The organism is Paenibacillus lutrae, assembly GCF_009757775.1.
In the GTDB taxonomy this organism is placed as follows: Bacteria; Bacillota; Bacilli; order Paenibacillales; family NBRC-103111; genus Paenibacillus_F; species Paenibacillus_F lutrae.
In genome coordinates this window covers 785785-808230 of sequence record NZ_RHLK01000002.1, presented here as the reverse complement: position 1 = coordinate 808230, position 22446 = coordinate 785785, and the positions used below count along the sequence as shown (strand labels likewise).

At 50.9% G+C, this 22446-nt stretch carries 26 protein-coding genes; 6 read left to right on the top strand and 20 right to left on the bottom strand.

From position 1 onward, the window contains the following. Window positions 1-114 precede the first annotated feature (114 nt). On the top strand, window positions 115-1674 hold the full coding sequence (locus EDM21_RS05865) for a stalk domain-containing protein (protein ID WP_157333701.1): 1560 nt from the start codon (window positions 115-117) through the stop codon (window positions 1672-1674). 67 nt (window positions 1675-1741) lie between these two features. Here EDM21_RS05865 and EDM21_RS05860 read toward each other — a convergent pair whose 3' ends face one another. The 4 genes from EDM21_RS05860 to EDM21_RS24910 form a co-directional block, all read right to left on the bottom strand. Next, window positions 1742-2692, bottom strand: a complete 951-nt coding sequence (locus tag EDM21_RS05860; protein ID WP_157333699.1) for a helix-turn-helix transcriptional regulator — start codon at window positions 2690-2692, stop codon at window positions 1742-1744. A 124-nt stretch (window positions 2693-2816) separates the two neighbouring features. Next, on the bottom strand, window positions 2817-3029 hold the full coding sequence (locus EDM21_RS05855) for a hypothetical protein (RefSeq protein WP_157333696.1): 213 nt from the start codon (window positions 3027-3029) through the stop codon (window positions 2817-2819). Window positions 3030-3318: 289 nt separating this feature from the next. Beyond that, window positions 3319-3522: a copper ion binding protein gene (locus tag EDM21_RS05850; protein ID WP_166541840.1), complete on the bottom strand. Its 204-nt coding sequence runs from the start codon at window positions 3520-3522 to the stop codon at window positions 3319-3321. A 22-nt stretch (window positions 3523-3544) separates the two neighbouring features. After that, entirely contained in the window at window positions 3545-3931 is a 387-nt protein-coding gene (locus EDM21_RS24910) for a metal-sensitive transcriptional regulator (RefSeq protein WP_235918042.1), read from the bottom strand. 196 nt (window positions 3932-4127) lie between these two features. Here EDM21_RS24910 and EDM21_RS05840 point away from each other — a divergent pair, with 196 nt between their 5' ends. Further along, window positions 4128-4436, top strand: coding sequence for an ArsR/SmtB family transcription factor (locus EDM21_RS05840; RefSeq protein WP_157333892.1), 309 nt, complete (start codon window positions 4128-4130; stop codon window positions 4434-4436). A gap of 17 nt (window positions 4437-4453) precedes the next feature. Further along, window positions 4454-5521 (top strand): cation diffusion facilitator family transporter, encoded by a 1068-nt coding sequence (locus EDM21_RS05835; protein ID WP_157333694.1) that lies wholly within the window; start codon window positions 4454-4456, stop codon window positions 5519-5521. Between the two features lie 105 nt (window positions 5522-5626). On the opposite strand, the gene EDM21_RS24905 is transcribed toward EDM21_RS05835, so the two are convergent. The 3 genes from EDM21_RS24905 to EDM21_RS05825 form a co-directional block, all read right to left on the bottom strand. Further along, window positions 5627-5749: a DUF6254 family protein gene (locus EDM21_RS24905; protein ID WP_338043936.1), complete on the bottom strand. Its 123-nt coding sequence runs from the start codon at window positions 5747-5749 to the stop codon at window positions 5627-5629. Between the two features lie 199 nt (window positions 5750-5948). Further along, window positions 5949-6653, bottom strand: coding sequence for a lysoplasmalogenase (locus tag EDM21_RS05830; RefSeq protein ID WP_157333692.1), 705 nt, complete (start codon window positions 6651-6653; stop codon window positions 5949-5951). 81 nt (window positions 6654-6734) lie between these two features. Continuing rightward, a complete protein-coding gene (locus tag EDM21_RS05825) occupies window positions 6735-7502 on the bottom strand; it encodes a DUF817 domain-containing protein (RefSeq protein WP_201280758.1) in 768 nt (255 codons plus the stop codon). A 268-nt stretch (window positions 7503-7770) separates the two neighbouring features. Here EDM21_RS05825 and EDM21_RS05820 point away from each other — a divergent pair, with 268 nt between their 5' ends. Further along, window positions 7771-8835 carry a LacI family DNA-binding transcriptional regulator gene (locus EDM21_RS05820; RefSeq protein WP_157333688.1) on the top strand — a complete coding sequence of 355 codons (1065 nt, stop codon included), beginning with the start codon at window positions 7771-7773 and terminating at the stop codon, window positions 8833-8835. On the opposite strand, the gene EDM21_RS05815 is transcribed toward EDM21_RS05820, so the two are convergent. The 8 genes from EDM21_RS05815 to EDM21_RS05780 all read right to left on the bottom strand — a co-directional run bounded on the left by EDM21_RS05815 (window position 8813) and on the right by EDM21_RS05780 (window position 16262). Continuing rightward, window positions 8813-9109, bottom strand: a complete 297-nt coding sequence (locus EDM21_RS05815) for a hypothetical protein (RefSeq protein ID WP_157333686.1) — start codon at window positions 9107-9109, stop codon at window positions 8813-8815. The genes EDM21_RS05820 and EDM21_RS05815 overlap by 23 nt on opposite strands. Before the next feature lie 88 nt (window positions 9110-9197). Continuing rightward, the gene (locus EDM21_RS05810; RefSeq protein ID WP_157333684.1) at window positions 9198-9974 is read right to left on the bottom strand and encodes a class I SAM-dependent methyltransferase; all 777 of its coding nucleotides are present in this window, start codon (window positions 9972-9974) and stop codon (window positions 9198-9200) included. 160 nt (window positions 9975-10134) lie between these two features. Continuing rightward, a complete protein-coding gene (locus EDM21_RS05805; RefSeq protein WP_157333891.1) occupies window positions 10135-10410 on the bottom strand; it encodes a hypothetical protein in 276 nt (91 codons plus the stop codon). Window positions 10411-10623: 213 nt separating this feature from the next. Further along, window positions 10624-10992, bottom strand: coding sequence for a hypothetical protein (locus tag EDM21_RS05800; RefSeq protein WP_235918041.1), 369 nt, complete (start codon window positions 10990-10992; stop codon window positions 10624-10626). Window positions 10993-11129: 137 nt separating this feature from the next. Next, window positions 11130-12518, bottom strand: coding sequence for an MATE family efflux transporter (locus EDM21_RS05795; RefSeq protein WP_157333682.1), 1389 nt, complete (start codon window positions 12516-12518; stop codon window positions 11130-11132). Between the two features lie 205 nt (window positions 12519-12723). Further along, entirely contained in the window at window positions 12724-14619 is a 1896-nt protein-coding gene (locus tag EDM21_RS05790) for a PrkA family serine protein kinase (RefSeq protein WP_157333680.1), read from the bottom strand. Window positions 14620-14817: 198 nt separating this feature from the next. After that, window positions 14818-15261 carry a carboxymuconolactone decarboxylase family protein gene (locus tag EDM21_RS05785; protein ID WP_157333678.1) on the bottom strand — a complete coding sequence of 148 codons (444 nt, stop codon included), beginning with the start codon at window positions 15259-15261 and terminating at the stop codon, window positions 14818-14820. A 122-nt stretch (window positions 15262-15383) separates the two neighbouring features. After that, the gene (locus EDM21_RS05780) at window positions 15384-16262 is read right to left on the bottom strand and encodes a sigma-70 family RNA polymerase sigma factor (RefSeq protein WP_338043935.1); all 879 of its coding nucleotides are present in this window, start codon (window positions 16260-16262) and stop codon (window positions 15384-15386) included. 199 nt (window positions 16263-16461) lie between these two features. On the opposite strand from EDM21_RS05780, the gene EDM21_RS05775 reads away from it, so the two are divergent. Together EDM21_RS05775 and EDM21_RS05770 are read left to right on the top strand one after the other, a co-directional pair. Further along, a complete protein-coding gene (locus tag EDM21_RS05775) occupies window positions 16462-17463 on the top strand; it encodes a DUF2161 domain-containing phosphodiesterase (protein ID WP_338043934.1) in 1002 nt (333 codons plus the stop codon). Window positions 17464-17962: 499 nt separating this feature from the next. After that, window positions 17963-18406, top strand: a complete 444-nt coding sequence (locus tag EDM21_RS05770; RefSeq protein ID WP_157333676.1) for an ArsR family transcriptional regulator — start codon at window positions 17963-17965, stop codon at window positions 18404-18406. Window positions 18407-18460: 54 nt separating this feature from the next. On the opposite strand, the gene EDM21_RS05765 is transcribed toward EDM21_RS05770, so the two are convergent. The 5 genes from EDM21_RS05765 to EDM21_RS05745 all read right to left on the bottom strand — a co-directional run bounded on the left by EDM21_RS05765 (window position 18461) and on the right by EDM21_RS05745 (window position 22237). After that, complete coding sequence (locus EDM21_RS05765; protein ID WP_157333674.1) at window positions 18461-19474, bottom strand: NAD(P)/FAD-dependent oxidoreductase; 1014 nt, start codon at window positions 19472-19474, stop codon at window positions 18461-18463. Between the two features lie 296 nt (window positions 19475-19770). Continuing rightward, window positions 19771-20004 (bottom strand): hypothetical protein, encoded by a 234-nt coding sequence (locus EDM21_RS05760; protein WP_157333672.1) that lies wholly within the window; start codon window positions 20002-20004, stop codon window positions 19771-19773. A 488-nt stretch (window positions 20005-20492) separates the two neighbouring features. Beyond that, a complete protein-coding gene (locus tag EDM21_RS05755; RefSeq protein ID WP_157333670.1) occupies window positions 20493-21323 on the bottom strand; it encodes a CPBP family intramembrane glutamic endopeptidase in 831 nt (276 codons plus the stop codon). Next, window positions 21316-21756, bottom strand: coding sequence for a DUF2500 domain-containing protein (locus EDM21_RS05750; RefSeq protein WP_157333668.1), 441 nt, complete (start codon window positions 21754-21756; stop codon window positions 21316-21318). The genes EDM21_RS05755 and EDM21_RS05750 overlap by 8 nt, the downstream gene beginning before the upstream one ends. 223 nt (window positions 21757-21979) lie before the next feature. Beyond that, window positions 21980-22237, bottom strand: coding sequence for an AbrB/MazE/SpoVT family DNA-binding domain-containing protein (locus EDM21_RS05745; protein ID WP_172798812.1), 258 nt, complete (start codon window positions 22235-22237; stop codon window positions 21980-21982). Window positions 22238-22446 lie beyond the last annotated feature (209 nt).

Here is a 22446-nt window from a genome sequence, read left to right as displayed (position 1 = left end):
TCCTAATAAGCTGCCGAAAGGAAGTTTAGGGGGAGGATTATATAAAAAAGGAATTCGAATCCGCTCTCACGAATTACCGTATGACAAAATATTCCTCAAGGAGTGAGTACCGCTTTGCATCTACCTAAGGCGTCATCCAGATTAACGCTGGGATTTGTATTTCTTCTCATGTTTCTTCTGATCCAGCCGGCAGCAGCGTTTGCCCAGACGATTCCAATCAAGGACAGCGTGCTTGAAGAGAGCATTCGATCTGAGATCAACAAATTTGCCGATCCTTTAACGAAAGCCGACTTCGAGGAGTTAACCTCCCTGTACGTGCAGACTCCGCTCCATGAGATCAGCAGCCTGGAAGGTCTGGAGCATGCCGGCATGCTGAGAAGCTTAATGCTGCCTGCTCAGGTTATCACGGATCTGGAGCCTCTTAAAACTTTAACGAACCTTAACTTTCTAGCTATAAACGGTAATCAAGTTGAGAATCTGACTCCTTTGAGCAGCCTGACCCGTCTGGAGAAGCTTATAGTCAGCAACAATCAAATCCGGGATCTGTTGCCTCTGGCTAAGCTGGATTCTTTGACCGATTTGCTGGCCAGCCATAACCGGATTGAGAACTTAACCCCTCTGGCTGATTTGAAGCTCGAATGGCTCAATGCGGACCATAATCAAATTATAAATCTCGAGCCTTTGCGGGCTCATCCGACCCTTACCCATCTCTATCTCGACAACAATCAGATCCAAGATATCCGTGTCTTAACTAGTTTGCCTCAACTGAAACAAGTGTCCGTTCATAACAATCCTTTGGATGACACGGCACAATCTACTCTGGAGGCACTTAAACGCAAGGGTGTGAAAATCGTTGAAGAAACGACAGATACACCAGCCCAGCCGTCTTCGGTAAGTGTGCTTCTGGACGCCGAGACACTGAACTTTGATGCCGCACCTGTTCTTACTAACGGCTCCACGCTTGTACAAGCCAGACCTTTCTATGAGGAGCTTGGCCTTACGGTCACCTGGGAAGAAGAGACTCAGACGATCTTTGCCGTCAAAGACGACATCCAAATCCAAATGCGGATTGGTAGTACTCAAGCATATCTAGACGGTAAGGAGGTCACGCTTCCGGCTGCGCCCGCATTAATAGCGGACTATACGTTTGTGCCCCTCCGTTTCCTTGCGGAATCTACCGGGTGCCGGGTCGAGTGGGATGCGCACCTTAATCAGGCTATAGTCAAGAGCAAACAGGTCTTTACGACAGCGGATAACAAGGCCCAGCTCACGACTTATGGGAAGTGGAAGCAGCTGGAGACCGATGAAGGTTTTATCCAGTTAGCCATGAAATCCTTTAACCTCAATGAATTGGCTGTAATAACCGAAGACAAAAAAGAATATCCGGAGATCACTTCATTAGATGAGTATGTGAATCTGGTTAAGGATAATCTCTCCGCAGGCGATGGGATCACGATCATAAAACAAGCCGATACGAATTTCCATGGTCATAAAGCCAAGCAAATTACTTCACTCTATGAGAGTGGATTTGATACTCATTGGATCAATTCGATTGTATTCGAAACCGAAGAACAGTGGTACGAAGTCTCGTACTCTGTACTGAAAGACTACAAAGACGCCCACACCCCCGAGGTGCTGGAGATTCTGGACAGCTTCACCTTCCTTCCCAACTAACAACAAAAGAGCGCAGAACGATTTTCAAATCGTTTGCGCTCTTTTGTTATCCAATCTCCGGACGTTCTCACCCGTACATGCCCACCCACTGGTGAAGCTGCTGCTTCAACTTTTCCCTCACAGCCTTAGGTTCCAGGATTTCTGCCGCGGGACCATACTGCATAACCCAATTCAGGAATTCCCTCTCGTTATTCACCGTAACTTCAAATATCAGGCTGCCATCCTTCTGGTCCCTCATTCTCGGGTGCACAAACAGCTCTTCCTCCCGGATATAGCGGGCAACTTCTGCGTTGAATTTTACCTTGAACGTAATATTCCGATCCCCGCGTTCAATGGACCATGTATTTTTGAGATAGTGCTTAATGTTGAAGTCCCCTTTATCAAAGTTCAGCTCCGTCTGCTCAACCGCCTGAAACCGGCTCATACGGAAGGTACGGATTTCTTGTTTCAAATGGCAGAAACCGATCAAATAAAACCGCTGCTCGCGCGGCACGAGATAGTAGGGATCGATCTGCCGCTCCGTTGTCTCGTTACGGGACTGCGTATGGTACACGGTCCGTATGGTTTTGTGGTCCAAGATAGCCTGGATGATCGGCTGGAGAAAATTCGGATGCTTTTGCCGGTAGGCCGGTGTCCCCATCTGAATAATTTCGGCAATATTCTGAATGATATCTTTATGATGCGCTTTTTCTTTAAAATGAGTGGCCATCACTTTGTGGTAGGCCCGATCAAAGCCCGGAGGCAGCTTACTCCTATCCACCACCGAAGGAAGAAGGGAAAATACCAGCGCCTCCTGCTCTGTAAAATTGAGTGGATACAGGAAGAACTTCCCCATAAAACGATAGCCGGTACCGCGCCCGTCGTTCGTTACCGGAGCGATCAGACTGAGCGTATCGAGGTCACGGTACACGGTTCGCAGATGAATGTCACATTTGAACGCTATATCAGAAGCCGATATTCCCGGATTAGCCTGAATGGCCTGAATAATATTCAGCAAGCGGATCACTTTTTCGATCATAAACTTGTTCTCCTCTTATTTAGGGCTTATTTCCTATTTTAGTACATTTAACCATCCATTCGTTCTAAATTTTTCATAAATTATCATCTCAGTTATAAAAAAATAGGAACTAAGCATCAAGTGCCTAATTCCTACTTCTTTTGCCCGATAAAAAGATCTTTTTCGTTCCTTCTCTGCTCCGCAGCACTCGTTCACCGGATTCTGGTTCATTTCTCTCTGCTGGCACTGTATAATGTCGTACTTTGAGATCCTTCATGATGTTCGAATCCAGTCCCAGCTGTGCGCAGATTTTTCCGATGTCCACCTGCAGTGCTTTCCCGGATTGTACACGATTCATTCCCTCACTCCTATGTAAATGGAATATAATCACTTACATTATTTAGGATATCACTCCTTATTGACAGTAAGGTGTCTCGAATATATGTTTGCTTTTATTTACTTTTTTACAAATTTAATTATCGCCTTCCTATTACGCCGGCAAAAATGGATATTCCTTCATCCGTTTGGTAATCCGGTTTTAACGCAATCCATCGCTTGACCGGCATCAAAAAAAAATCGCCTATCGGCTGAAAATAAGCCGTTAAGCGATTTTGCGGTAATTCAAGTAAGGTTAAACAATCGAACAATCAAGCTGTTACTTCATAGCCCTGTTCTTCGATAGCTTCTTTAATTTGCTCCGGTTTCACGGTGGCAGGATCGTATTCCACTTCTACACGGCCTTCGTTGAGATGGACCTGGGCTTTGGCTCCCAGTTCGCTGGCGGCTTTTTCTATAGAGTTGACACAATGCTGGCAGGACATTCCTTCTACTTTCAATTGGATTCGTTCCACTGTACTCTCTCCTTTGTTTGTTTTATTTCATTAATTTATTGACCGTAATAAGCAGTTCATCAATAACATCCGTGTCACCTTCCTGAATACGTTCCATAACACAGCTCTTGAGATGACCTTCAAGCAATAATTTACCCACACTATTCAGGGCGGATTGAGCGGCAGCAATCTGATTCAATACATCATCACAATAAGTATCTTTCTCAATCATGCCCTTTACTCCACGAATCTGACCTTCAATGCGATTCAGGCGGGAAATCAAATTGCTTTTCACCTTATCACTATGATGGCTGTGTCTTTCAGAATTGCCGCTAGATGTATGACAATCTGCTCCAGAAACGGCAACTTCCGTTGGTATAGCGGATATTCCTTCATCATTCTGATATTCCTTGGAGCTGATTGGTTCCATCTGCGTCGCCTCCATACTTATACAATAACATACCCCCGTAGGGTACTTCAAGTATTTATGAAAAAGATTATTATCCCCTGGTCCACTCCGGCTTAAGGAAAAAAGTATCGTCCGTCACTTGAAATGTGTTCCAGTCTGAGTTAAGATCAAATTAACATATGAACAGTTGTTCAGATGATTGGAGATGACAATTCGCATGGAATCTTGCGACCATACTTTTCTTCCCCCCCAGACAGTCGATTCTGTCTCCCAAATTTTCAAAGCTCTGTCCGATCCTTCGCGTATCAAAATTCTTTACCTGCTCTCCCAGGAAGAGTGCTCCGTCAATCACATTGCAGAGCTGCTGAATATGACCCCCTCTGCCGTGTCACACCAGCTCAGCCTGCTTAAAGTACTGCGGCTGGTCAAATTCCGCCGTGACGGCAAGACGTTATACTACTCTTGCGACGATGAGCATGTTCTTTCTCTTCTTAAACAAACGATTCAGCATATTGAACATGAATAGCAAAGGAGATGTGTTCCATGAGTACCTTTAAATCTACGCGAAGAACCGATGATTCACCCGGACCGTCGGGAACATCCAAGACCCAGGTTCCTCACAGCCACCGTCATAGCGGGCACAGTCACGATGACGGTCACGACCACCAAGGGCATGATCACCAGGGGCATGATCATCACGGGCACGACCATGGCCACGACCATGCTTTAGGACATCATCACGGTCCGAACAACAAGAAAGGGCTCCTCATTGCCTTCATCATTACTTCCGGCATTATGCTGCTGGAATTTGCCGGGGGAATTGTCACCAATTCGCTGGCCCTTCTTTCAGATGCCGGCCACATGTTCAGCGATACAGCCTCTCTGCTGCTCAGCCTCGTTGCCATGTGGTTTGCAGCCAGACCCGCTTCGCCCAAACGCACCTATGGTTACCACCGCGTTGAAATTTTAACCGCGCTGTTTAATGCGGCTACCTTATTTGTTATCGCCGGTTTCATTATCTGGGAAGCGATTGAACGGTTCGCTAATCCCCCGGTGGTTGCCAGCGGCTCGATGATGATTATCGCAGCCATCGGTCTTCTTGCTAATCTGGCAAGTGCATGGTTTCTTACCCGGATGGGAGATGCCAAGGACAATTTGAATGTAAGAAGCGCTTACTTACACGTGCTCGGAGATGCCTTAGGCTCCGTAGGTGCCATCGTTGCCGGACTGCTCATGCTGGTCTTCCAGTGGTACCAGGCCGATCCGATTATCAGCGTCCTTGTCGCTCTCCTTATCCTGCGCAGCGCCTGGGGAGTGCTTAAAGCGACTACGCACATTCTGCTTGAAGGCGCGCCCAGCCGAATAAACTGCGAAGAAATCAAGCAGTCGCTGCTCAGCATCTCCGGCGTACGTGACGTTCATGACCTGCATGTATGGACCATCACGTCCGGTCTAGACTCCTTCAGCTGCCACCTTTTAATTGAAGACCCGGCTGACAGCCAGGGTATTCTCCAGCAAGCGATCCGTCTGATGGAAGAACGGTTCAACATCCAGCATGCGACTATCCAAGTGGAAACCGAGCATCTGCAGCATGCGGAGCTAAAAGTGTAAATCGGATAGTCATGCAGGAATTTCGTTAAGAATTGAAAACAGGAGCCCGCGTATATAGCGGGCTCCTTGTTGTCTGCCGCGGCTTTACATCGAAGTCGAAGCGTGTTACTCGATCCCCTGGTTCGTTTCAGCGGCAATTTCTTTGAGCGAGGGAACCTTACCGTGCGGATTTTGCCTTTGTTTACGGCTTTTGACCATACTTTCTCTGCGGCTTTTCGAGTGTGTCACGAAACGTCAGCTCCTTTATTCAGGGGTAAACGGTTCGATCGACCAGGCGATCATCCGCTCCGCTTCTCTAGCATTCGACAAGATCGTTTCCCCTATGCGTGTTCATCCGGCATACAACATCCGACATTGCCCGGGAAATGTTGTGTCAGCGTTAGCCTGCTTATGACACCATTTACTCTCACACTCTCACAAGCGTTCTTCAGAGAACAAGAACAGATGCGTACACGATACACATCTGTGCGCCGACATACGTTAACCAGACCCAATAACCGTTATGCCGTAACGGCTTAGCTCCTATTGTGACAACTGCAATAATAAAGTCCGAAATTACAAAGAGCAACCCGCCAAGCGCAGTCACCCAATGCGTCCCACCCAGTCCCCAGGCAAGAGCGACCGCCACGGATGCCATCACACTGATCCATATGCCGTACACCAATGCGCCGGCATTGTAACCGTAAGGGGCCTGCAGGTTCCGGATATATCTCAGCCAGCCGACAATCAGCAGAATCAGATAAATCACTGCTGCCGCTACCAGGCCTGCATTAAGAACCGGCATTCCTTCATTATTCAGAGCCGCTGTAAAAGCCGCAATATAAAAGCCGTGAGCCACTGCGAATGTAGCCATTCCCCCTATGAGCCTATGGCGCATAGGGATCAGTCCCGCCATCGTTAAATCACCGATAAAAGACCAGGCCATGCCCCAGAATACCCATTCGGCATACGGCGAGTCCTGGTTCCCTCTCCAGAGTGCAAAGGCTGCCGCCGTCAATGTCAGGCTTATGCACATTCTGGCCCACAGTGGGAGACTCAGCCCGGAGCCTTCCTTGTTATTTCTGCGAATACCCGAGCCGGTGCCCGCTATGAACAAAACCACTTGTACGGCCCACAACCACCCCATTACCATCCGAATCCCCCCATGGCGAAGCAAAGTATACGTTCCTTTACCCCTTCTGCTGGCATAGAAATCGTTGCAGCCCTTCCTTCTCTAGTCCGATGCCGAAACTGGCGGCTCCTGCCCGCGGCTTTCACTGGATTTCACATGCTTAAGCTGGGCAACGATCAGGAAACTCACAATAACGAGTAGAAACCAGGAGCTCATTTTACCCAAAGACACCATGCTCCAAGCTTCCCTCTGATTGGGGTACTGCCACGCGCCCAAATAAGTCGCTATGTTCTCAGCCAGCCACACAAAGAATCCGATCAGGAAAAAAGAAAGGATAACCGGCATACGGTAAGTGATCGCTCTTACCCGGAACGTGACGGCCGATCTGAAGAAGATGATGAATAAAAGCGCAGTCAGCACCCAGCGCAGATCCGCTATATAATGATGCGTCATAAAATTCAAGTAAATAGCCGCTCCGGTCGGTACAGTCAGCCAGGAAGAAGGCCAATGATGAATCTGAACATGAAGTCTGCGCCATGCCTGGCATAAATAACTGGCTACACTGGCATACATAAATCCGCTGTAGAGCGGGACGCCCCATACTTTGGTCCAGGCTTCCTGGGGATAAGACCATGAGCCCATGTTGACTTTAAAAATCTCTAAGGCAAGCCCGATCAAATGAAACAAGCAAATGACTTTCAACTCATCCCTCGTTTCAAGTCCGGTTTTAACCATGATCCATTGAATCAGAAGACAGACCACGAGCATGACATCATACGTATAAGGGACATCGAATACTTTTAAAATCGCCAGACTCGCAAAAATGAGAGCCGGAAACAAACAAGACAATGCCTGTTGATAGCCGAACATAAAAAGTTGTCCGGTTTGCAGCTGTAAGGTTTTGACCAACAACCTGCCCCTCCGTTCATCTGCAGTTCACACTGCTTTTTCCTGATCCCATTTAATCAAGATTATGTATGTCTTTGTTAGTTTAGCATAATTCCGATGAAGCAAAAGGTCTATATAAGAAGAAAGGAAATGACAGGAAGGGATGCAAAAAGAAAGTATTGACAGAATGGCTGAATGAGGGAAAAATGATAAAAAGTCCTGCGGATACGAACCGAAAAGGCGGTGCACGATGAGTAAACATGTCTCCATGCAGAATATTGCCGATCGGCTTGGCATTTCTAAATACACAGTTTCGCAAGCGCTTTCCGGCAAGTACGGGGTCAGCGAAGAAACAAGGCACAAAATCATTGAAACGGCAAAATCCATGGGGTACCGTAAAAAAATCACCAAAAGCTCAGCTGCAGCTGAGCTTAGGACACGTATCCATTCTTTCGCTAATTACGGGTTGCCGGGCGAAACCTATATTCTGGTCTGGATCCACACCATCAAACAGCTGGACCCTTTTTTCTGGTCTAAGGTGCTGGGAGGACTTACTCAAACATGCCGCGAGAAAAAAATCTCTTATTGGATCGTTCCGGTTCCTACCCATCAGGAAAATGAGCTGAATATACCCGATTACCTGGATCCTGCTCTATGCACAGGACATATTCTGCTCGGTACCTTCTCGACTCGTGCGGTTATTTCTTTGCAGCAGACAACTCTTCCCCTCGTACTGGTCGACCATGAGGAACCGCTTGTTAATGTAGACTGTGTCGTTAACAGCAACATGGATGGAGCCATTGCAGCCTGCAAGCAGCTCCTGCGCGAAGGCTGCGACTCCCTGGTTTTTATCGGCAGCGATTCCTATTCCCTGAGCTTCCGGGAACGTGCGCTGGGTTGTCGTCTGGCCGCGGAAGCCGCTGCAGAACAAGGCCGTCCGGTCGCGTTGTCCAGATGGACGGTTCCCTATATGACGAGTCCCACCTGGGCGCAAGATTTAGCGGTCCGGGTCAACCTGCTCAAGAACGGAGAACTGCCCGATGGTTTTATTTGCGCGGACGATTACATAGCACTGGAGCTGCTCACACTGCTCAAGCGGCGCGGATGCAGCATTCCGGAGCAGTGCCGGGTAATCGGCTTCGATAACATTGAAGCCGCTGCCGCCGCATCCCCTCCGCTCAGCACCGTTGAGCTGAGCAAGGAGCTGCTGGGTATCCGCGCGGTAGAGACACTCCTCTACCGGAAGCAGCACCCCGGACGGGCGAATGAGAAAGTGGTGCTCGCGCCTGAGTTTATCGCCCGTGCATCGGGATAACAGCCGCACCGTCCTGCGGTAACCGGCTCTCCAGGCAGCCAGCCGTTGCTGCGTCCCGGGCCCCTGGCTGAACGCTGAGAGTGTCATTAGCGTCTGCATGCTTCGGTTTACATCCTGCTGGAGCAGCTACCCGCCAATCAGGCATCGTTTGGGCCGGGCCAGGTCGCTTTAATACGCAAAGCCTGCGATTAGCATCCACACGAGCCATGGTTGCATCCTGAGCAGCCCGGGCCAGCCGCTGAGCGGCAGCAACTGCCAGAGCTGCCAGAGCCATCTTTGCCGTCCGTGGCGCAGCCCCGTACAATAAGGGCGCCGCAGCAGCCCGCGCCCTTATTCCTCTGGCAGGAGATTCACCCTCCTGCTTACCGCGGCTTCACCGCCAGAACGCGGATGCGGCTGTAGTCGGCGCTCCAGGTGCCGTCCGCGTACAGCTCCGGCCGCAGACGCTCCTCCACGGCAGCCGTCACGCGCTCCTGCACCTCGCCGCCGAGGCCCGCGTAATAGCTTCCGGCGAACGCATGAAGCCAGTGGCGCAGCCCAAGCTCCCCTTCCGGAAGCGGCGTCGGGCGGTCGAATCTTTCCGCGTAGCGAACATCCAGTCCCGCGCGCTCCAGAAGCGCCGAGTATTCCCCGATCGTCGGGAAATACCAGGGGTTGCGCCCTGCCGGATCAATCCCCGCTCCGGCAAGCGCTTCGGCCAGTGCCCGCTCAATCCGGGCCACATTGCCGAAGCCGCCGAACTCGGCCACCAGGCGGCCGCCTGGCTTCAGTGCCTCTGCTACCGTGCGGGCAGCCTCGTCCGCCTGTGGAACCCAGTGCAGCGCCGCGTTCGAGAATACGGCATCGAATGGACGGTGAGAGCGGTAGCTGCGCATATCTCCCACCTCAAACCGGAGTCCGGGATACTTCAGCCGAGCCTGTTCGATCATCGTCTCCGACAGATCAACTCCGGTCACATCCGCTCCCAGCTCCGCTAACTCCACACTCAAGCTGCCTGTCCCGCAGCCCAGATCCAGCACCGACTCTCCTTGAACCGGACCCAGCAGCTCCAGCACGGATCTTCCGTGTTTGGCCACAAAATCCATCTGTTTGTCATAGTGCCCCGCATCCCAGTCTACACCTTCCGTACGTTTCAACATCTATACCGCCTCCGGTTTAACAGAATATCGATATAGACCAAGTATGTACGCAAACCTTTATAAAATCCAATACTTAATTTTCTCTTATATTATAGGATATACCTATAACTAAACAGTTAAAAACGGCCTGTCTTCCAAGACTGCGGCCGTCTTTCAAGTTCTATACATAACGTTCGATATACGAGAGTGCAACCGAGATAAACACACACGCCAGACCAATCCAAGTCAGTTTGGAACGAAAAAAAGCCGTTAAGCCCTTGTTCTGTTTCTCAAGCTGGGTGCTTTTTACAGGAACTTCAAGTTTGCGCGGGTCATCGTCTTTTCTTTTGAGCAGGAAAGATTGAAAATTAATTCCGTTCAAAATGGCGGAGACCATAAGAACAGCCAAAGAAATCAAAAAAAGTGTATCTGAAATATTTCTAAGCACCGGAACCATCCTTGTCTTATCGTCTATTTGTTGACCCGGATCTTGCGATTCCGGGTTGTCCATCGGCTTTTCTATTATAGCTTATTTTCCCGCTGAACAAAATCATCCGGCATCGAACCCCGCTTCACCTGGCTCCCCTTCCCTTACCGCACGCGCCCAAAGTTACCGCACGCATCCAAAGGAAAAGTCCGGCCAAAGGCCGGACCTGTTCCTAATGGATCGTTATCTTTTGTACGGATAGTACGGGTACGGGTACGGGTACTGGTAGGGATAGTTGTAATAAGGAGGATAATAAGGATAATACGGCTGCTGCGGATAGTAAGGGTAGAAAGGATAATTCGGATAGCCGCCGTGATGGTAGCCTCCTCCATGATGATAGCCTCCGCCTCCCGGATAACCTCCGTGGAAACCGCCGGGATTGCCCCCGTGATAACCACCCGGATTGCCTCCAGGCCCGCCAAACTGATTTTTCCTTGCTTCCTCTTCTTCACTGCTGATCAAGGCAGTTCCTTGATTCCATTCATTTTGCTGCTGCTCAAAAAAGTTCTCCTGATTCAAAAAAGCTTCCTGATTCTGTCCCTCGAAAGTCATGGCTTATTCCCTCGCATTCGGTAGATTATGGTGTAGCTCCTTGCATCTACCACATCGTATGTACGAATGCCCAGAAGGTGCATAAAGACGCCCATGATTGGGCGCCTTTTAAGATCAGCATGCGCGAATAAAGCCGCTTAAGACTTCGGGGCACCGTACGTAAGCATACTCGCCTTTTTCCAATTTCCCCAGAAATAATAAGCAACGGAGAGGAGCGAACCCGCCGTAAACCCGATCGGGAAGCTCCACCAGACCGCATCTAACCCGTAAGAATCGGCCAAGTAATAGGACAGCGGAATACGCATACACCATAGGGCGAGGAACGTAATCAGCAGCGGGACCATGACAGCCCCGGTCGAACGGACTACACCCGACACAACGAAAGTGATGCCGAAAATAACAAAACTCCATAAAGTGATCGTATTGATCGTCATGCCGATTTCAATCGCCCGGCCTTCCGGAAGAAACAGACCCAGCGCCTGGCGGTTAAACAGATAAATGAGAACGACAAGCACGCCCGTCATTACAAAGTTAAAGACAACCCCAAGCCACGTAACCCGGTGGACCCGATCCCATTTGCCTGCGCCGACATTCTGAGCCGCAAAGGAGGATACGGCGCCCCCGATGGCCATCGCCGGCATCTGAATATAAGAGGACAGCTGCATAGCCGCGCCGAAAGCAGCCGTCGCCTCCGAACCGAAACGATTGACGAGATTAATCATCGCAAGCGCGCTCGTCGAAACGACGATCATCTGCAGGCCCATGGGAACCCCTTTCTTCACCAGGGAACCTATAATTTCCCGATCGTAGCGAAGGAGCCGGCGGTCATCACGCGTAATCCGCAGAAAATGTTTTTTGCGGTACAGCGAGAGGAGAATGGCGGCAAGCGCGACCAATTGAGAGATCGCTGTCGCAAGCGCCGAACCCGAAATATGAAATGCCGGGATCGGCCCCCAGCCGAAGATCAGCAGCGGATTCAGCACGATATCGAGGATAATGGCCATGACCAGAAATTTAAAAGGCGTCTTGGAATCCCCCGCACCGCGGAGAATCGTCATAATCAGGCTGAAGCAGAACATGAACGGCATGCTCATAAAAATAATTCGGAGATACGCATTGGCCATCTCTATCGCATCCGGCGGCGTATTCATCCAGCCCAGGATTTGAGGAGACAAGAAAAAGCCGGCCGCAGCAACGAACATGGACAGCGTAAAAAAGAACAAGGTGCTTGTCCCGACTACTCTCTTGGCTTGCCTTATATCGCCCGAGCCAATGCTCTGTCCGATCATAATCGTGGACGCCATCCCGATTCCGAAGATCGAGCTTAACATCAGAAACATCACATTATTCGCATTAGAGGTAGCGGCGAAAGCGCTCTCACCGAGAAATTTACCTACCCATATGCTGTTAACCGTTCCATTGAGGGACTGAAGGACATTCCCATACAGAACAGGAAGGGAGAAGAGTAGCAGTTTGCGCGCTATCGGTCCTTCTGTCAAATTCATCTTCGGATCTTGTTTGGACATGATGGTGTAAATCCTCCTGGACCAATCGGGAATGAATGACCGGAACTTTTTATTCAATTTCGCCTAATAATATTAAAAAAAAATTCCATATTGCCCTATTTTATCACACCCCCTCTGCAAGATGCGATCCCTTGTTTGGCAAATGAAAAAAAGCCCTGTCCGTCTTGACTAACAGACGGACGGGCAGTTGTAGAAAGTCGCGGTCCTAACGGTTCAGGAGACTGCCGACATAGCGCAGCAATTCATTCGCACAGACCGGGCAGTATCCGTGGGCATCAATGAGTTGTCTCGTCACCTCATTGATCTTCTTAAGCTGCCGCTCATCCGGTGTCTTCGTGGAGGTCGTGATTTTGACGATATCTTTCAAGTCCGTGAACAGCTTCTTCTCAATCGCTTCGCGCAGCCGTTCATGCGTGCTGTAATCGAACCGGCGCCCTTTGCGGGAATAAGACGAAATACGGATCAGAATTTCTTCGCGAAACGCTTTTTTCGCATTCTCCGAAATCCCGATCTGTTCCTCAATGGAACGCATAAGCCGCTCATCGGGGTCCATCTCTTCCCCAGTCAACGGATCTTTGATTTTACCCCAATTCGAATAAGCTTCTATATTGTCCAGGTAATTATCAAACAACGTTTTGGCCGATTCCTCGAACGAGTACACGAACGCTTTCTGCACTTCTTTCTTAGCAAGATCATCGTACTCTTTACGAGCCACCGAAATGAAATTGAGGTAGCGTTCCCGCTCATCTTTGGTAATGGACGGATGCTGATCCAGCCCGTCTTTAAGGGCCCGCAGCACATCCAGCGCATTAATGCACTGAAGATCATGGCGGATCAGAGCACTCGAAATGCGGTTGATGATATACCGGGGATCGATCCCGCTCATCCCCTCTTCGAGATACTCGTTCTGCATCTCCTTCAAATCGGCATCCTTGTAGCCTTCTATCGCTTCCCCGTCGTACATGCGCATTTTCTTCACCAGATCCATGCCCTGCTTCTTCGTTTCCTTCAATCGGGTCAGAATGGAGAAAATCGCCGCTGCTTTTAAGGAATGCGGGGAAATATGCACATGCGACATGTCGCTCTGCTTGATCAATTTCTTGTAGATCTTCTCTTCATCCGACACTTTCAGGTTATAAGGAATCGGCATCACAATCATACGCGATTGAAGAGCTTCGTTCTTCTTGTTCGCGATAAAAGATTTATACTCCGATTCGTTCGTATGGGCGACGATTAACTCATCCGCCGATATAAGAGCAAACCGCCCGGCCTTGAAGTTGCCTTCCTGCGTCAGGGACAGCAAATTCCACAGAAACTTCTCGTCACACTTCAGCATCTCCTGGAATTCCATCAGTCCGCGGTTGGCTTTATTCAATTCGCCGTCGAAACGGTAGGCGCGCGGGTCCGACTCGGAGCCATATTCCGTAATCGTGGAAAAATCAATACTGCCTGTTAAATCCGCAATATCCTGCGATTTAGGATCGGACGGACTGAACGTACCGATCCCGATGCGGTCATCCTCTGAAATCAGGACGCGTTCCACTTCGACCTCTTCAATGCGTCCTTCGTACTGGGTCCTGAGCCTGAGCTGGCAGGAAGGACACAAATTCCCCTCGATGCGGATGCCCAGTTCCCCTTCAATTTCCGGCCTCAGCTCAGAGGGAATGAGATGGAACGGATCCTCATGCATCGGGCACCCTTTAATCGCATAGACGGCCCCTGCATCCGTCCGCGAAAACTGCTCCAGCCCTTTTTTGAGCAGCGTTACAATCGTTGACTTCCCTCCGCTTACCGGCCCCATCAGCAGCAAAATACGTTTTCGGACGTCCAGTCTTCTGGCAGCCGAATGAAAATATTCTTCCACCAGCTTTTCTACCGCACGGTCGAGCCCAAAAATTTCCTGGTCAAAAAAGTTGTAGCGGGTAGGCCCATCATTCTTTTCGATGCCGTGAGAAGCAATCATCTCGTATACACGTGCGTGGGCTGTCATCGCCAGGCTCGGATTTTGACGGACCAGCTCCAGATACTCCCGGAACGAACCCGTCCATGCCAGTTGTTCCTTCTCAGTCCGATGCTCCGTGATGCGTTTGAAAATATCCATGGGTACCTCCTCTCACTGCCATTGCCTCGAAAGAGCGGATAGCTCGTGATGGTGATTTAGGGTACTACAATCCTATGCGGCCCCGGCGCAATACTTGCCTGTAAATTTGTACAGGAACAAAGGAAAAACAAGCCTTACATGAGATGGCAGCAAAGGAGCACTTCCATGGCAGGGACTAGCTTTCTATTAGGGATGGATTCAGTCTGCTGCGGGCATTCTTCTCGTGGAAATCACAAGACGATTCCAAGCGTTGATGACCACGATTGACATAAGGATTTCAAAAGTCTGGACTTCATCGTAATAAACGCGCACCTGCTGATACACATCATCCGGCACGTGTCCTTCCGTTACCAGCGTAACGGCTTCAGTGAAGGCGAGAGCCGCACGTTCCTCCGGCGTAAAGAAGGGCGTCTCGCGCCATGCGCTCAGCGTATACAATCTTTGCTCCGTCTCCCCCAGCTTGCGGGCAGCCTTGGTGTGCATATCCAGGCAGAAGGCGCAGCCGTTTATTTGGGAAGCGCGAATTTTGATCAATTCCTTTAATTCGGGATTCAGACTGGTTGATTTCACATACTTCTCCAGTTCGGCCATTGCCGCGTATCCGGCTGGCACCGCCGTTACCATATTCATTCTCTCTTCCATCGTTCTTCCTCCTTCAAATAGATAATCTCAAGGATAGAACAAGGCAGCGAAGGAATTTGTGACACCGGGTAACGGGCAAACAAAAACAACTTTGAAGCCTGGACACCGGAGCAGCAAGGAGCTTATAACAGCGGAATACGCTGAAGTTTATCCGGATTGGATACGATAAAAAGCTTACGGATGCGATCCTGCTCGGGGTCCCACTGCATACTGACGGCCATGACTGGCCTGCCTGCTCTCAGCAGTACGAATCCTCTCCGGCCATTCACATACACGGGAAGCATACGTCCTTCAAAATAACCTCTTGGAGCGATCCCCGACCACAGAGCTTGAATGCGCTGCGTCCCGAGAATGGGACGCAGGGCGCAGCGTACCTTGCCCCCGCCATCCGTATACAGGACAGCTTCCCTGGTCAGCATGGACAAACATTCTTCGAAATGCCCCGATGACACCGCATGCAGAAACAGCTTCACGAACTTCTCCTCCTGCTCCGTTCTTGCCGGAAGTGCCGCCAAGGGCAGTTCCCCCGGCGCGGGCAGCTTGGCTTTGGCACGGCTGTAGACCTTGCGGCAGCTGCCTTCTGTCCGCTCCAGCACCTCTGCAATCTCTTTGTAGGTATAATGAAGAGTCTCCCTCAGAATAAAGACGGCCCGCTCTACCGGATTCAGCTGTTCGAGCGTAACGAGCAAAGCGTAAGAGATGCTTTCCTGCTTCACTATGGTGTCCATCGGGTCTCCCTCAGCAAGCGTCACAAGAGGTTCCGGCAGCCAGGTGCCGACGTAGACTTCCCTTCTTTTTCGCGCAGATTTAAGATAATTGATGCATCGGTTCGTCACCGACCTGCACAAGTAGGCTTTCCTGTTCACTATATGTGCCAGCATGCGGGGCTCCACATCTGCAAATACATCCTGCACGATATCTTCGGCATCCGCGAGTGAACCCAGCATCCGGTAAGCAATAGAAACGAGCAGAAGATGATAATCCTTGTACAACTCCTCCACTATTCAGAACTCCTCCTTATAAAATGTTCATCCGATGCAAAAAATGGATCAACTTGTCGCCTATCTTAGCATGCATCCGTCAAAAATTTCCAGAATCTCTTGCAAAAATGCCTTCCTTCATACGAAGATGCCTTATGGTATACTTGAAAGAATGTACCACAAGAACCGGTCATCGTAAGGCCTGAAAGGAGCCACGGACATGCCCATCCAAAGCGAAACCGAGCTGTACGCCCCCGTCAAAGCATACTGGGAGCAGCTTGGCTATGAAGTCCGCGGCGAGGTGCGCCACTGCGATCTTGTCGCTGTGCGGGAAGGGGAAGCGCCGGTCATCGTAGAGCTGAAGCGCAGCCTCACCGTGCCGCTGCTCATCCAGGGTTTGCGCAGGCAGGACGTGACGGAGCAGGTCTATATCGCCATCGAGCTTCCGGCCAAAGGAAGAGTTCCCCACCGCATGACATGGGGCGACATCCGCAAGCTGTGCGGGCGTCTGGGACTCGGCCTCATAACGGTGCAGTTCTACAAGACGAAGAAGCCGGCCGTGGATATCGTCTGCGATCCTCCCGGGCTGGAGTCGCCTGCCCGGGTCACTCCCGCGCGCAAGCGCAAGGCCGACCGCCTGCTCGGCGAATTCCGCGAGCGCAGCGCAGACTACAACGTGGGCGGCAGCACTCGCCGCAAACTGGTGACCGCCTACCGCGAGAAGGCGCTCCACTGCGCCCTGCTCCTCCGGCAGCAGGGGCCGCTCAGTCCGCGCAAGCTGCGGGAGCTCACCGGCAACACGAAGACGGCGGCGCTCCTGCAGCGCAACGTCTACGGCTGGTTCGCCCGCGTGAATCGCGGTGTCTACAGCTTGACGCCGCAGGGTGCGGAAGCGCTCGCGGCCTTCGCGCACGTGGTCGCTCCTCTGGAGAGCACAGGCGGTGAGGTGGCCAAACTTGCAGACTCAAGTACTGCCGGCGCTGAGCCTCTTGCTTCTCTGCCCGGGGCTGAGCCGAAGCCCGCTACAAAGCGCGGAACACGCGGGCGTCATGCCTCTGCGCTCCTCATAGCCGATCATGCCGCAGATGCTTCAATCCAAGCGGAGCAGCCGGCAGATGGGAGTCCGGAGGCATCAACGCCGCAGCCTCCTGCCCTGCAGGAACGAGCTGCTTCGCAGCCTGGGAAGGCAGCGCGCAAGCGGCGGCCTGCACACTCAGGATGAAACCGGAAGAGTTCCGGTGATTTCTCCAATAAACATCCGCAAATTTTAATGGCGGCATAGGAGGCGTCTACCTCCAGGATTCGGCCGCGCAGACATGAAGCGAGTCTGCCTCCAGAATTCGGCTGCGCAGACATGAAGCGAGTCTGCCTCCAGAATTCGGCTGCGCAGACATGAAGCGAGTCTGACTCCCGAATTCAGCCGCGCAGATATAAGTCCCTCACTCAATAAGCCCGGATTTCCTTCTTGATGCCAGAGGAAATCCGGGCTTTGTTTGCGCACCCCGGCACTTTCAAATGTAAGGCTCTTCCTCTTTCTTAAGCCTGCAAACAAAGGCAGTTCACAGAATGGACATACTCCGTTCACCAAAACTTCACTTTAGCAAAAATTTTTGCATATAGACAAAACTTTTCTCACTCCTTATAATCTAAAGGTATAAATGGTATTTATTGTAAACTATATATCATAGAATCCGGCTATTAAGGGAAAGGTGGGCACACATGTGAAAGCAGCGCATTTCCATCCTCTGGACCAACCCACGCGCAAAGAAATTTTGTTCTGCCTCGAGAGGTTGGGAACCTCTGACATTAAGCATATCGCCCATGAACTCAAAATGACGCCTGCGGGCATTCGGCGTCATCTGAACGCCCTCATGCAGAACCATTATGTGCAGCAGACCATACGGCGGCAATCACCCGGAAGACCTGCTTACTTGTATCGGCTGACGGAGAAGGCCCTCGTGCTGCTAGACGACTCTGCTCCATGTCCCTCGGCCAGTCTTTTCAGTGAAAATGCGCAGTTGTGCGGAACTTCCATAGTGGCCAGGCTTTTCGAGCAGAGGAAAGTCAGGCTGCTGCGACAATATAAAAGAATTCTGGAGGAGAGAAAAGCAGCAGCAGTCAAGGATACTTGGACTGGGGATGAGGAGCGGCAAAAGAATGAATAGAGATAGGCTCCGGCCTCCATCCTGCCACGTTGTATAAAAAAAGAGCCAGCGGGTTTACCCCTGCTGACTCTTCCGTTTCTTCGCTTCAATGGCCTTGTTCATCCAGATGGCGGCCATCGCTCCCTCACCCATGGCGACGGTAAGCTGCTCGGCATGCACGCCGATATCTCCGGCCGCATAGACGCCGGGAATGTTCGTTTCCTTGCTGCGCGGGTCCGCCAATACATGGCGGTTCTCCATCCGCTCGGCGCCGAGCTGTACCGCCAGATCCGAGTGCACCGCATTGCCTCCGAAAGCGAGGAATCCCCGCTCGGCTTCAACCGTGCGGCCGTCCTCCAGCTGCACGCGGACCAGCCTGCCGCCTTCCTCGGCCTGGATGGCGGCAATCGGTCCCGGGATTGTCTGGATCCCGGCAAGATCCAGTTCCTGCTGCACCGCAGGGCTGATAGGCTTACGTTCATGGTTCAGCAGCGTAAGCTTGTCGGTACGAGGGCGCAGCGTCAAAGCCATGCGGGCTCCAGGATCGCCCGCACCAAGCACTACCGTCCGGCGGCCCGCCACCTCGTGGCTGTCGCAGTCCGGACATACGTAGATCGTATGTCCCAGGCATTCGCGCAGCCCAGGCAGTTCCGGGAACCGGTCCATTACGCCGGTGGCAAGCAGCAGGGTCGAGCCGGTGTACTCCGTATCCGGATCGGCTTCCGCTTCGGCGGACAATCCCCGGCCGCCGGGTTCATGCGCTGCGAGCGGGTGATTCCCGCCGCTCTCCTGCTGCGCAAGCCTGCGGATACCGACGCGGAAGCCGGTGTCCAGATTCCCGGCTGCACGGATCGCCAGGCCGTCCGCGAATTCCACGCCGAGCGCCTGCGCCTGCTTGCGCCCCGTCTTCCTGAGCTCCTCCCCGGAGACGCCATCCGGGAAGCCGAGCACGTTATGATAACGCGCACATAGGGTCGAACGCCCGTAGCCTGCATCAATGACCAGCACCTTATGACCATAGCGGCCAAGCTGAACGGCTGCCTGGAGTCCGGCAATGCCGCCGCCGATAATAATTCCGTCATAGTTCATTCGCTTCAGCTCACCTTCTTGTAGTAAATAATGGGTAGATCTTCTCCGGTTAACTTACCCGAAGTAAGCCCCCTGTAATCTTAGACCTTAGCTGATTTCACTCCTTCAGATCGTCCTCGTATACACCGCTCAACGTCTGCAAAGCATCATGTTAAGGCACTGTTAAGGCGCAGCATAATTGAACCGGCCGAAGGAAGAAGCGAAACAACTCGCGGCATCATCAAGATAATCTGTCCCAAAAAGCAAATAAAAAGCTACCGCCTAAGCGGCGATAGCTCCAAAAGAAATTTATGCTTTTATTGCTTTTTCTCATTTATAAACAAATACATTAAAAATGCTAATAACAGGACTGTTCCGCCAATAAATAATGTTACATTAGACAAGCTCCAGATGTACCTATAAGTGACACCTTCAATGCCATTGAAATTGCTGTTTCCAGCGGGGGTTATATACATTAGAATTTTTTCAAATAATCCTAATCCAATTAACATTAATCCTGAGAAAACTAATACCGGTCCGAGCTCCTTCAAACTATGAATCCCTCTTTTCTATATGTTCACAAGTGTGTGATAGTCCCTATTCCATCAGCAAATTCCCCGTGCACGTTCTCTGTATAGACCATCGCCTCCTGTAATTTTATTTTCAACAACACTTTTTAAAATACCAATATTTACATGATGTGTAAATTATTTATTTCTACCTGTATTCAACAGAGACGATCTGGTTCCTGTGGTTTTATCCTGGACCATCGCATTCAAAAAACTTTATATATCCTTTTCTTTTGCCCGGCAGTTGGGTATAATAAGCATAACGTATGCTTTCTGGAGGTGTGTCAGATGTCAGCTGCTTTCTGGATTATTAACACGGTCCTGCTCATGTTTATTGTGGCCATCTTCACATCCTCGTACAACGAGGATAAGACGAAAGGCCTGTAAGCCAGGTACCGTTGCGCGCAATGTTTAAAAGCCCTGATGACTCAGGGCTTTTTTTCATGGAATTTGTATGCTGTTGCGCTGCATTAGAATATCATTCCGGATAATCCGAAAAGGATATTCATAACGAAATGAAGCAGAAATACTGGCAGCAGCCCCTGCGCGCGGATCGCCAAACCGCTCAGCCAGATGCCCAGCACTCCGAAGAGGATGCAGATCGCCCACGGAAATCCGATGGAATAGTGATAGAAGCCGAAAGCGGCCGAGCAAACGAGAACTCCTTTGAGTTCGCCCATGAGATCAACCAGCCTGCTCAGCAGATAGCCCCGCCAGACCACTTCTTCCAGCGCAGCATTTATGCCTGCAAATAAAACGGAGTAGCCGAGAATTTGCAGCAACCGATCCTGTCCGAAATCAATCACGAAGAGGAATGAAACCGTCACAACAGCCGAGGAGATCAGAAGAGAGCGCCAAACCGGATCTTTAATTCCCCGCCAGACCAACGGGAAATAAATGATGTTCCCGAACCGGCCGGCAGCCAGATAGGAATTGTCAGGCTTGACGCATATGTAAAGAAGAGACAGCGGGATGACGTAACCGATCAAACCAAGCCTGGACAGAGCAATCCGAGCCGGTTCGGCGAATCCCGTTAAAGATTCCGCCCTTAGCCACGCACCCAGCCACGCGGACAACCAGTAGCCCGTCAATATGGAGGCGATCGTCAGCAGCAGGATGCGTCCGGCACGCTGCTGGAACAGGGCCAGCCCTATGAGGAGGGCCGCTGCCGTAAGTCCGGCCCAGGCGGGCGTCAGTTGAACGAGCAGCATGGCTCCGACAAATCCCGCCGCCGCGCCCGCTTGGCCGCCTGCTGAAGGTCCCAGACGGGGAGGGCCCGCGGCCAGTCCGGCTTTACTCAACGGCTCTGCTTCTTTCGTAGCCCAGATAGCGCGTCCCTTGGAAGGTCAACTTGCCGGTATCGCCTTCCATAAGCTGACCGTACTCCTGGCCGCTGATGGCGAACTCCAGACGGTCTCCGCTCTCCACCTCGAATGTCGCGTAATACGTCGTACTTGTCGAGCCGGAATTGGAGAAAGAATCGTTGCTATTGGAATTGCTCCTGCGGGATACATGAGTGCGCTTCGCCGTTATTACCGCGTAGACGGACAGTACGGGCTGCTTGTTGTTATGACTCCACTGACCGATTGCTTTTATAATCGAAAAAATAATGAGTCCGGCGATCAGCAGGAACACGATCATAAAAACAATTCCGAACAATCCGAATGCGTCTAAAGGAAATCCGTTTCCTGCGACTCCTTCAAAATCTCCAAACCCTGGCGGTTCAAAGTCCATGCCAGCCCCCTCCTTTTCTCTGCGGAAAATTCTTATGGATCGCACTACCTTGCCCCTTACGATCTTCACCGCATTTCCAATTGCCTCCCTTATATTACCACAAGCGTTTTGTCTTGGGAGGTGAATATTTCCCTATAAAACGTCAAAAGCACCGCTCCGATGGAAGCGATGCCTCTGTTTGCTGTTGTCCTGATTTCCAGTCCGAATGGATAGGAAAGGAGACCTACGATCTTGGTTGTTTCATCGCGTTCATTTCCGACAGACAACTGGCACAGATGTGACGTTCTTTGAATTCGTTCACATGGTCCATTTCTCCACAAAATACGCATTTGGGGCGGTATCTCTCTAAGATGATATGGTCCCCTTGAACTAGTATTTCGACTGGATCGCCCTCGTTCATTTGGTATCTTTTGCGCAGCGATTTGGGTAAAACAATACGACCTAATTGGTCAACTTTACGTACAACTCCAGCAGGTTTCATCATTTCCACTCACCTCTTTCATCCGAAATTCAAATCGGCATAAGTAACATTACCCATTTTTATTCGCCAAGTTTCGTACGATTCCTTCTTATTTCGGTAAAATCTTTTATTTTCAGCTGTTTAATTTTGAAAATTTAGAGATAATTGAACATTCCACAACTTTGTCAATACTGGAACCCTTTGGTTTGCTCAGATCTAGGCGTACCTGT

What these genes read in the sequence shown, in the direction of transcription:
- EDM21_RS05860 (WP_157333699.1), bottom strand. Translation starts at nt 2,692, where the DNA reads ATGATCGAAAAAGTGATCCGCTTGCTGAATATTATTCAGGCCATTCAG.
- EDM21_RS05855 (WP_157333696.1), bottom strand. Translation starts at nt 3,029, where the DNA reads ATGAATCGTGTACAATCCGGGAAAGCACTGCAGGTGGACATCGGAAAA.
- EDM21_RS24910 (WP_235918042.1), bottom strand. Translation starts at nt 3,931, where the DNA reads ATGGAACCAATCAGCTCCAAGGAATATCAGAATGATGAAGGAATATCC.
- EDM21_RS05840 (WP_157333892.1), top strand. Translation starts at nt 4,128, where the DNA reads ATGGAATCTTGCGACCATACTTTTCTTCCCCCCCAGACAGTCGATTCT.
- EDM21_RS05835 (WP_157333694.1), top strand. Translation starts at nt 4,454, where the DNA reads ATGAGTACCTTTAAATCTACGCGAAGAACCGATGATTCACCCGGACCG.
- EDM21_RS05830 (WP_157333692.1), bottom strand. Translation starts at nt 6,653, where the DNA reads ATGGTAATGGGGTGGTTGTGGGCCGTACAAGTGGTTTTGTTCATAGCG.
- EDM21_RS05825 (WP_201280758.1), bottom strand. Translation starts at nt 7,502, where the DNA reads ATGTTCGGCTATCAACAGGCATTGTCTTGTTTGTTTCCGGCTCTCATT.
- EDM21_RS05820 (WP_157333688.1), top strand. Translation starts at nt 7,771, where the DNA reads ATGAGTAAACATGTCTCCATGCAGAATATTGCCGATCGGCTTGGCATT.
- EDM21_RS05815 (WP_157333686.1), bottom strand. Translation starts at nt 9,109, where the DNA reads ATGGCTCTGGCAGCTCTGGCAGTTGCTGCCGCTCAGCGGCTGGCCCGG.
- EDM21_RS05810 (WP_157333684.1), bottom strand. Translation starts at nt 9,974, where the DNA reads ATGTTGAAACGTACGGAAGGTGTAGACTGGGATGCGGGGCACTATGAC.
- EDM21_RS05805 (WP_157333891.1), bottom strand. Translation starts at nt 10,410, where the DNA reads ATGGTTCCGGTGCTTAGAAATATTTCAGATACACTTTTTTTGATTTCT.
- EDM21_RS05800 (WP_235918041.1), bottom strand. Translation starts at nt 10,992, where the DNA reads ATGACTTTCGAGGGACAGAATCAGGAAGCTTTTTTGAATCAGGAGAAC.
- EDM21_RS05795 (WP_157333682.1), bottom strand. Translation starts at nt 12,518, where the DNA reads ATGTCCAAACAAGATCCGAAGATGAATTTGACAGAAGGACCGATAGCG.
- EDM21_RS05790 (WP_157333680.1), bottom strand. Translation starts at nt 14,619, where the DNA reads ATGGATATTTTCAAACGCATCACGGAGCATCGGACTGAGAAGGAACAA.
- EDM21_RS05785 (WP_157333678.1), bottom strand. Translation starts at nt 15,261, where the DNA reads ATGGAAGAGAGAATGAATATGGTAACGGCGGTGCCAGCCGGATACGCG.
- EDM21_RS05775 (WP_338043934.1), top strand. Translation starts at nt 16,462, where the DNA reads ATGCCCATCCAAAGCGAAACCGAGCTGTACGCCCCCGTCAAAGCATAC.
- EDM21_RS05765 (WP_157333674.1), bottom strand. Translation starts at nt 19,474, where the DNA reads ATGAACTATGACGGAATTATTATCGGCGGCGGCATTGCCGGACTCCAG.
- EDM21_RS05750 (WP_157333668.1), bottom strand. Translation starts at nt 21,756, where the DNA reads ATGGACTTTGAACCGCCAGGGTTTGGAGATTTTGAAGGAGTCGCAGGA.
- EDM21_RS05745 (WP_172798812.1), bottom strand. Translation starts at nt 22,237, where the DNA reads ATGAAACCTGCTGGAGTTGTACGTAAAGTTGACCAATTAGGTCGTATT.